The sequence below is a fragment of the Kitasatospora griseola genome, assembly GCF_014648555.1.
Lineage (GTDB): Bacteria > Actinomycetota > Actinomycetes > Streptomycetales > Streptomycetaceae > Kitasatospora > Kitasatospora griseola.
In genome coordinates this window covers 1-5880 of record NZ_BMRI01000079.1, presented here as the reverse complement: position 1 = coordinate 5880, position 5880 = coordinate 1, and the positions used below count along the sequence as shown (strand labels likewise).

General features: G+C 67.1%; 7 protein-coding genes. 5 read left to right on the top strand and 2 right to left on the bottom strand.

What is annotated here, in order from left to right; translation table 11 throughout:
* Positions 1-82 precede the first annotated feature (82 nt).
* Positions 83-412: a hypothetical protein gene (locus IEZ12_RS36980; protein WP_189278772.1), complete on the top strand. Its 330-nt coding sequence runs from the start codon at positions 83-85 to the stop codon at positions 410-412.
* Between the two features lie 306 nt (positions 413-718).
* Here the strand turns inward: IEZ12_RS36980 and IEZ12_RS36975 are convergent, their stop codons facing one another.
* Entirely contained in the window at positions 719-1408 is a 690-nt protein-coding gene (locus tag IEZ12_RS36975; protein ID WP_189278770.1) for a hypothetical protein, read from the bottom strand.
* 301 nt (positions 1409-1709) lie between these two features.
* On the opposite strand from IEZ12_RS36975, the gene IEZ12_RS36970 reads away from it, so the two are divergent.
* From IEZ12_RS36970 to IEZ12_RS36960, 3 genes are all read left to right on the top strand, one after another.
* Positions 1710-2246 carry a YrhB domain-containing protein gene (locus tag IEZ12_RS36970; RefSeq protein WP_189278768.1) on the top strand — a complete coding sequence of 179 codons (537 nt, stop codon included), beginning with the start codon at positions 1710-1712 and terminating at the stop codon, positions 2244-2246.
* Between the two features lie 91 nt (positions 2247-2337).
* Positions 2338-2622 (top strand): hypothetical protein, encoded by a 285-nt coding sequence (locus IEZ12_RS36965; RefSeq protein WP_189278766.1) that lies wholly within the window; start codon positions 2338-2340, stop codon positions 2620-2622.
* A 10-nt stretch (positions 2623-2632) separates the two neighbouring features.
* A complete protein-coding gene (locus IEZ12_RS36960) occupies positions 2633-2968 on the top strand; it encodes a hypothetical protein (RefSeq protein WP_189278764.1) in 336 nt (111 codons plus the stop codon).
* A gap of 100 nt (positions 2969-3068) precedes the next feature.
* Here IEZ12_RS36960 and IEZ12_RS36955 read toward each other — a convergent pair whose 3' ends face one another.
* Positions 3069-3425, bottom strand: coding sequence for a hypothetical protein (locus IEZ12_RS36955; protein ID WP_189278774.1), 357 nt, complete (start codon positions 3423-3425; stop codon positions 3069-3071).
* Positions 3426-4342: 917 nt separating this feature from the next.
* On the opposite strand from IEZ12_RS36955, the gene ltrA reads away from it, so the two are divergent.
* The gene (gene ltrA, locus IEZ12_RS36950) at positions 4343-5596 is read left to right on the top strand and encodes a group II intron reverse transcriptase/maturase (RefSeq protein WP_189278762.1); all 1254 of its coding nucleotides are present in this window, start codon (positions 4343-4345) and stop codon (positions 5594-5596) included.
* Positions 5597-5880 lie beyond the last annotated feature (284 nt).

The following is a 5880-nucleotide window of genomic DNA, read 5'->3' as shown; positions in this document are numbered from 1 at the left end:
CACAACCTCGCCCTCGCCGGATGACCGGCAGGGCACGTGCCCCAATGCTGCCAGGTGAGTTACGAGACAGCCTTTAGTCGCGATGATGTTGCTGACTGTGGTCCTGCTGATGCAGTTCGGGTTGCCCCAGGACCCGAGCCCGACGCAGCAGACACAGGGCACGGTGACAGCAGGGCAGAACGTCAGCCTGAGCACCACGCCTCAGGAGCCCGGAGGAGCCGCACCCGGTGCGAAGTTCACCGTACGACGCCTTGATTGGGCGACTCGAACTGCTTTGAACTCGGTGGTTTTCCGCTCTGGCGGGCACGGACTGACCACCAGCGGCACCTACATCGAGATGGTCTCCCGGTTCCTTGAGCCGATCCTGCTCATCCTCGCCCTGTTGGCGGTGCGCAACAGAGTCAAGCGCTAGGAGTGCGAGCCGGGACGACACCGCGCCTGTACCCCTACAGGGAACCAGATTGATCATTATCCTTCCCTCCCACCGACGAGATCCGGACCACGAACCCGCTGAACCGGGCGGTCAAACTCACCTGGCAAACGGTCAAGATCACCTGTCAGAGGACGGCCGTGCTGCCGCCTGCCTGGGACAAGGCTGGGCTGGGACACCCCTGTCCCACCCTGCCCGGTATGCCCCGATTCGCTAGGACGGTCCCACCCCATATCCCCAGATGGCGGCGTTCTGCGGCCGGACCTGAGACAAGGTGGGACAGCCCGGTCAGGTCTGCCGGAAGTGGACCAGCGGCGGGTGCTCCACGGCGTCCGGGTCGACCCGCGGATCGTAGGCGGCGAGCCCGGCCGTCCGCATCCGTTCGGCGATCCGCAGCCACTCCCGGTGGTCTACCTCGGAGGTGAGCACCGAGTGGTCGACATTCGGGTCCTCCAGCGCCAGGCCCCGGACATGGTGGAGCTGCGCCAGCGCCTTCTCCGCCGCCCGGTCGATCTCGGCCGGCGTCATCCCGTCCGCGTCCCGGCACACCAGCGCGCGGTGGAAGTGGCCGGTGTTGGGGTGGAGTTCCAGGCGCTCGTCCTGGGGGCGCAGCCAGCGGGCCGGGATGGTGTGGGCGATCGTGCCGGGGAACGCGATGGCGTTCCCGTCCGCGTCGGTGACGATGCCGGTGATCTCGTACTCCTGGCCCTCGGCGAGATCGAGGGCGGCGGCCTGCTCGGCGGTCAGGCGCAGCGTGACGCGGCCGGCCGGGACGTCCCGGACGACGACCACCGTGTCCGGTTCCTCGCCGAAGCCGGTCACGGTCACCGTGATGCGCCGACCGCGGGCGAGGTGCAGCTGCATCCCGGCCTGCCACTGGGCGGCGGTCCCGGCATGCTCGTCGCGGATCCGCGCGGGCAGCCGCTGCGGGATGTTCGCGACGTACGTCTCACCGACCACCACGTCCCGGGTGCGCATCGCCGCCTCCTCGCCCTTCTCCTGTCTTCATCGTGCCCGCCTCGGGGCTGCGCACCGCACTTCCGCACGGCCGGTGAGTTCTGCCCGTACCCGGTGGGATCCGCCTCGCAAGGCTGGTGAGTTTCGAACCAGCCGAGCTCCCCACCGCAGGTCAGGGCACTGCGATGCCTCGCGCAGTCACGGTGACCGGCGGAGGAACTGCTGGCCGCCGTCCGGCGCTGGCCGGGCAGGCATCCGACATCGGCGATCGCGGCACCGATCCGGCCGGAAACCCGGTTGGCCGGTGGCGGATGATGAGAGCGTGATCTCCAAGGAACGCGCCGTCGAGCTCGTCGAGGCGCTGTTGGCCGAGGAACGGCTGACATGGGTGTGGGCAGGACCGGTTCACGACCTGGCCGTCTACTACGTGGAAGAGCATGCAGCCTGCTGGGCCGTTTTCTGGAACACCGTGGAGTATGTCCGCACCCGCGACGTGCGTGACTATCTGGTCGGCAGCGGCCCGTACCTGGTGGACGTGGAGGACGGCAGCATCCACCACGTCCCCACCACCACGTGGATGGAGGACTGGGAGGGGCTCTACCTACGGCAGATCAGGGGTGTCAGACCACCTGATCCGCTGGCCGCCTCCGTTCGCGCGCTCGTCCACTCCGCCGGGATCGTGGCAGCGATGCACCACCTGCGCAGGCACGCCCCGCGCCTGAGCCCGCAGAGAGCAAGGGACTACGTCCTGGCTGTTCGGGACGGGGCCGAACCCCCGGAGGAACTGGCGGACCTCACCCAGAAAGAGGAGACCTGCCCACCCCTGCCCATTGAAACGCTGGCCGGCCCAGTTCAGTAGCAGTCCGCCTACCAGCCAGCCGGGAACGGTCACGTTCGGTACGGGGCGAAACCCCGTACGGCCGCTGACCTCGGCGGCTGCCCTCCCCGGCATGGACGTCCGCATCCCACTCGACGAGTCGATGTTCGGCTTCGGCTGGGTGCTGGCCGGGTGGACGGTGCAGCCGGACGTCATGGTGGTCCTCGGCGAGGGGCGCCAGGTCGGGTGGGTCGAGCACGGCCTGGACGGCGGCGACGGCTGGGTCGCCGTTCACGACGGGTTCTTCCTCGGCGACCCCGCCACCCAGCAGGCCGTTCTGCACGTCACACCGGAGCTGGCCGCCCGCACCATCCGCCAGGCCCGCATTCACGACCTGACGGCGTCGCAGGACGCGTAGGATGCCGCGCATGCCGAGCAGCGACGACTTCTCCACTCCTGTGTACGGGATCGGCCCGAAGTTGCCGGTGCCGGCCTGCGACTTCTGCTCGCGCCCCGGGGCGATCGTCTACTTCGCCACCACCGAGTTCCTCATCGAGCTCCCCACCTACACCTGGGCCTCCGGCGACCGCTTCTACGCCTGCCCGACCTGCCGGACCCTCGTCGACGCCGGTGACTGGCCCGGCCTGATCGACTACGCCCACCTCGGTGCGCGCGGCGCCCGGGTGGTCGAGGGCTTCCGCGACCACCACACCCCGGGCGCGGTCGCCTTCGAGCCCGGCACCGACCCCGAGCAGAACCGCTGAACAAGGGGAGGCCCGGCAGATGCCGGGCCTCCCCTGCGTCGCGGTGGAAACTCGGCGTTCGGCCGCAGCTCTGTCCACAGGCCACCGGCACCACCGAGGCTCACCCGAGCTGGGCAGTACCAGGGGCGAACGCCTGCTGTACCTGATCCATGCCCCCCACCGGCTGGAACAGGGTGGGCTGCCACAGGAAGTCGACCGGCTGGTAGAACCGGGTCCGCGTCACCAGCGCGTAGCTGCGGGCGAGTTCCCCGAGCACCTTGGCCGCCTGCTCCGGGTCCAGGCCGGCGACGGACTGCGCCTGCTGGCCGATGGCGTTCAGCAGCCGATCGCGGGCCTCGGCAGCGGCGGGCGTCTCCGGCGGCAGGTCGGCGGTGGCGAACGCCCCCGGCGGCACGGTGATCGGCGCCGGGCCCTTGCTGTTTTCGGTGGTCTGCTGTGCTGCCGTGTTGTCAGGCATGGTCTCTCCCAGAGGCTTTGAGACGTTGAGGACTGCTGCCTGGGCAACCTATCCAGCGAGCAGTACTGTCACGCAGCGTTCAAGCCGGTTACTCCGAACGGGTCTTCAGCGTTCGCCGACGCCCCACCGACCTGGAGGTGCGCGCCGAAGCGGAGCGGCTGAGTGCGCAGTTCGTTGCCCTGACCGGCCAGACGGCCGCGCAGGGCTGAGGGCCACTCCTCACCCAGGTCCTGACGTAGGTCCTCATGCAGGTCCTGACGTCAGCCCCCCACTCCGGCCTCGACTGCCGTGTCCGCCCAGGTCGAAGGGTTGGTGGAGCGGGCCGGAAATTCTGACATCCCGTGTGCCACGAATGTGAAAGGAACTGCATGTAGGAAGTTCTGGAAGCAATGCTGTGCGAGAGATGAAGGTTTGGCCCTTCGGAGTCGCCCTGCGGGGGGAGGCTTCAAACCGCCACATGCTGCGAGAGCGGTGACGTGATCGTGGTGAGCGATGTGGAAAAGGCGCCTTGCAGGCGTCAGGTGGGGATCAGGAAGACGAACGCAAGTGAACCACTGACGAAGTGTCGTTACGGAATTATGTGACATCGGAACCGGGCACATGGGATGGAGTCCGGGATAAGCCTGGCGAGTGCCCGTCTATTGGCCAGGCGGTGTCCGGCACGAAGGCGGCGTGAGCCTGATCTGCTGGTCTTGCACGGAACGTGGGAAGGCATGCTTCGACACTGCCGCCCGTGAGGGAGGCGAGAGGGAGCGCCCCAAGCGGCTGAACCGCAAGGGGCTGAGTACCGTCGCGAAGGGTGCTGGCGGACCGGCTCGTAGTAGTGCTGAAGCCCCTGTAACGGAGGTGGAGCGAAGGGGCCGGGTCATCCGTGGCTGTGTGTGTCTGGTCAACCGGAAGTTCTCCGGGAGGAGCCGATGGACAAGCTGAAGTCACCAGATAAGCCGTTCGATATTTCGAAGTGGGAAGTAATGGAGGCGTATCGTCAGGTCAAGAGGAACAAGGGCGCATCGGGTGTGGACGGGCAGTCCATCGACGACTTCGAGAAGGATCTCCAGGGTAACCTGTACAAGATCTGGAACCGCATGTCGTCTGGGACCTACTTTCCTCCTCCGGTGCGTGCGGTGGAGATTCCGAAGCAGCACGGCGGCGGCACGAGAATGCTCGGCATTCCCACTGTCGCCGACCGGGTGGCGCAGACCGTGGTGGCCAATCATCTGGGAATCCGCGTGGAGCCTGTATTCCACGAGGACTCCTACGGATATCGGCCGAACCGGTCCGCGCTGGACACGGTGGAAAGATGCCGGCAACGCTGCTGGGAGAAAGACTGGGTGATCGACCTCGATGTCCAGAAGTTCTTCGACAGCGTCCGGTGGGACCTCATCGTCAAGGCTGTGGAGGCTCACACCGACGCCGTTTGGGTGAAGTTGTACGTCGAGCGGTGGCTCCGTGCCCCGCTTCAACTGCCCGACGGCACCTTGCAGAAGCGAGACCGTGGCACCCCGCAGGGGTCGGCGGTCTCGCCCGTGCTGGCGAACCTGTTCATGCACTACGCGTTCGACACCTGGCTCGCCCGGAACTACCCGGGCATCCAGTTCGAACGGTATGCGGACGACGCGGTCGTGCACTGCGCCAGCGAGAGCCAAGCCCGCCACGTGCTGGCGGCGCTCGCGAACAGGATGGAGGAAGTCGGGCTGCGCCTGCACCCCGACAAGACCCGGATCGTGTACTGCAAGGACGGAAACCGGCGGGGCTCGTACGAGCACACGTCGTTCACCTTCCTGGGGTTCACGCTCCGAGCCCGCGAGGCGCGGAGCAGGAAGGGCGTGAACTTCACCAGCTTCCTGCCCGCGATCAGCAAGGACGCCCAGAAGAAGATCAGTACGGAGATCCGCTCCTGGCGGCTCCACCGACGGATCAACCTCACTGTTGTCGACCTCGCCCGTCGCATCAACCCGATGGTGCGGGGCTGGATGCAGTACTACGGAGCGTTCTACCGCTCCGCGATGCATCCCCTCCTCCAGCGCATCAACGCCTACCTGATGCGCTGGGTCCGCAACAAGTACAAGCGGCTTCGGATGTTCAAGAAGGCCCATGCGTGCTGGCAACGGATCGTCCGTCAGTACCCGAGGCTCTTCGCCCATTGGGCATGGACTCCGACGTTCTGGTGACCAGGATGGCAAGAGCCGTGTAACGGGAGACCGTTACGCACGGTTCTGTGGGAGCCCGGGGGTGAGATTCCCCCGGGCGACCCGACTGGTCTGTGCCCCTCTTGCTGTGTGGTGGGTGGTTGTGGTGCTGGACGGGATCGGCGGCCCGGCCGGCCCCGAGCGCGTGTCGGACGACGTCGGAACGTCAGTGGGTCGCGACGTGAGATGTCAGTGGGCGGTAAGTGACGTGGTGTCCGTTTCGCGCTTTCGTTCGGGGGTGGGCTGGTCGCGGGTTCGTCGGCCTT

Bases quoted from the DNA above. Each gene is read 5' to 3' on its own strand.
- IEZ12_RS36980 (WP_189278772.1), top strand. From the start codon at position 83: ATGATGTTGCTGACTGTGGTCCTGCTGATGCAGTTCGGGTTGCCCCAG.
- IEZ12_RS36975 (WP_189278770.1), bottom strand. From the start codon at position 1,408: ATGCGCACCCGGGACGTGGTGGTCGGTGAGACGTACGTCGCGAACATC.
- IEZ12_RS36965 (WP_189278766.1), top strand. From the start codon at position 2,338: ATGGACGTCCGCATCCCACTCGACGAGTCGATGTTCGGCTTCGGCTGG.
- IEZ12_RS36960 (WP_189278764.1), top strand. From the start codon at position 2,633: ATGCCGAGCAGCGACGACTTCTCCACTCCTGTGTACGGGATCGGCCCG.
- IEZ12_RS36955 (WP_189278774.1), bottom strand. From the start codon at position 3,425: ATGCCTGACAACACGGCAGCACAGCAGACCACCGAAAACAGCAAGGGC.
- ltrA (WP_189278762.1), top strand. From the start codon at position 4,343: ATGGACAAGCTGAAGTCACCAGATAAGCCGTTCGATATTTCGAAGTGG.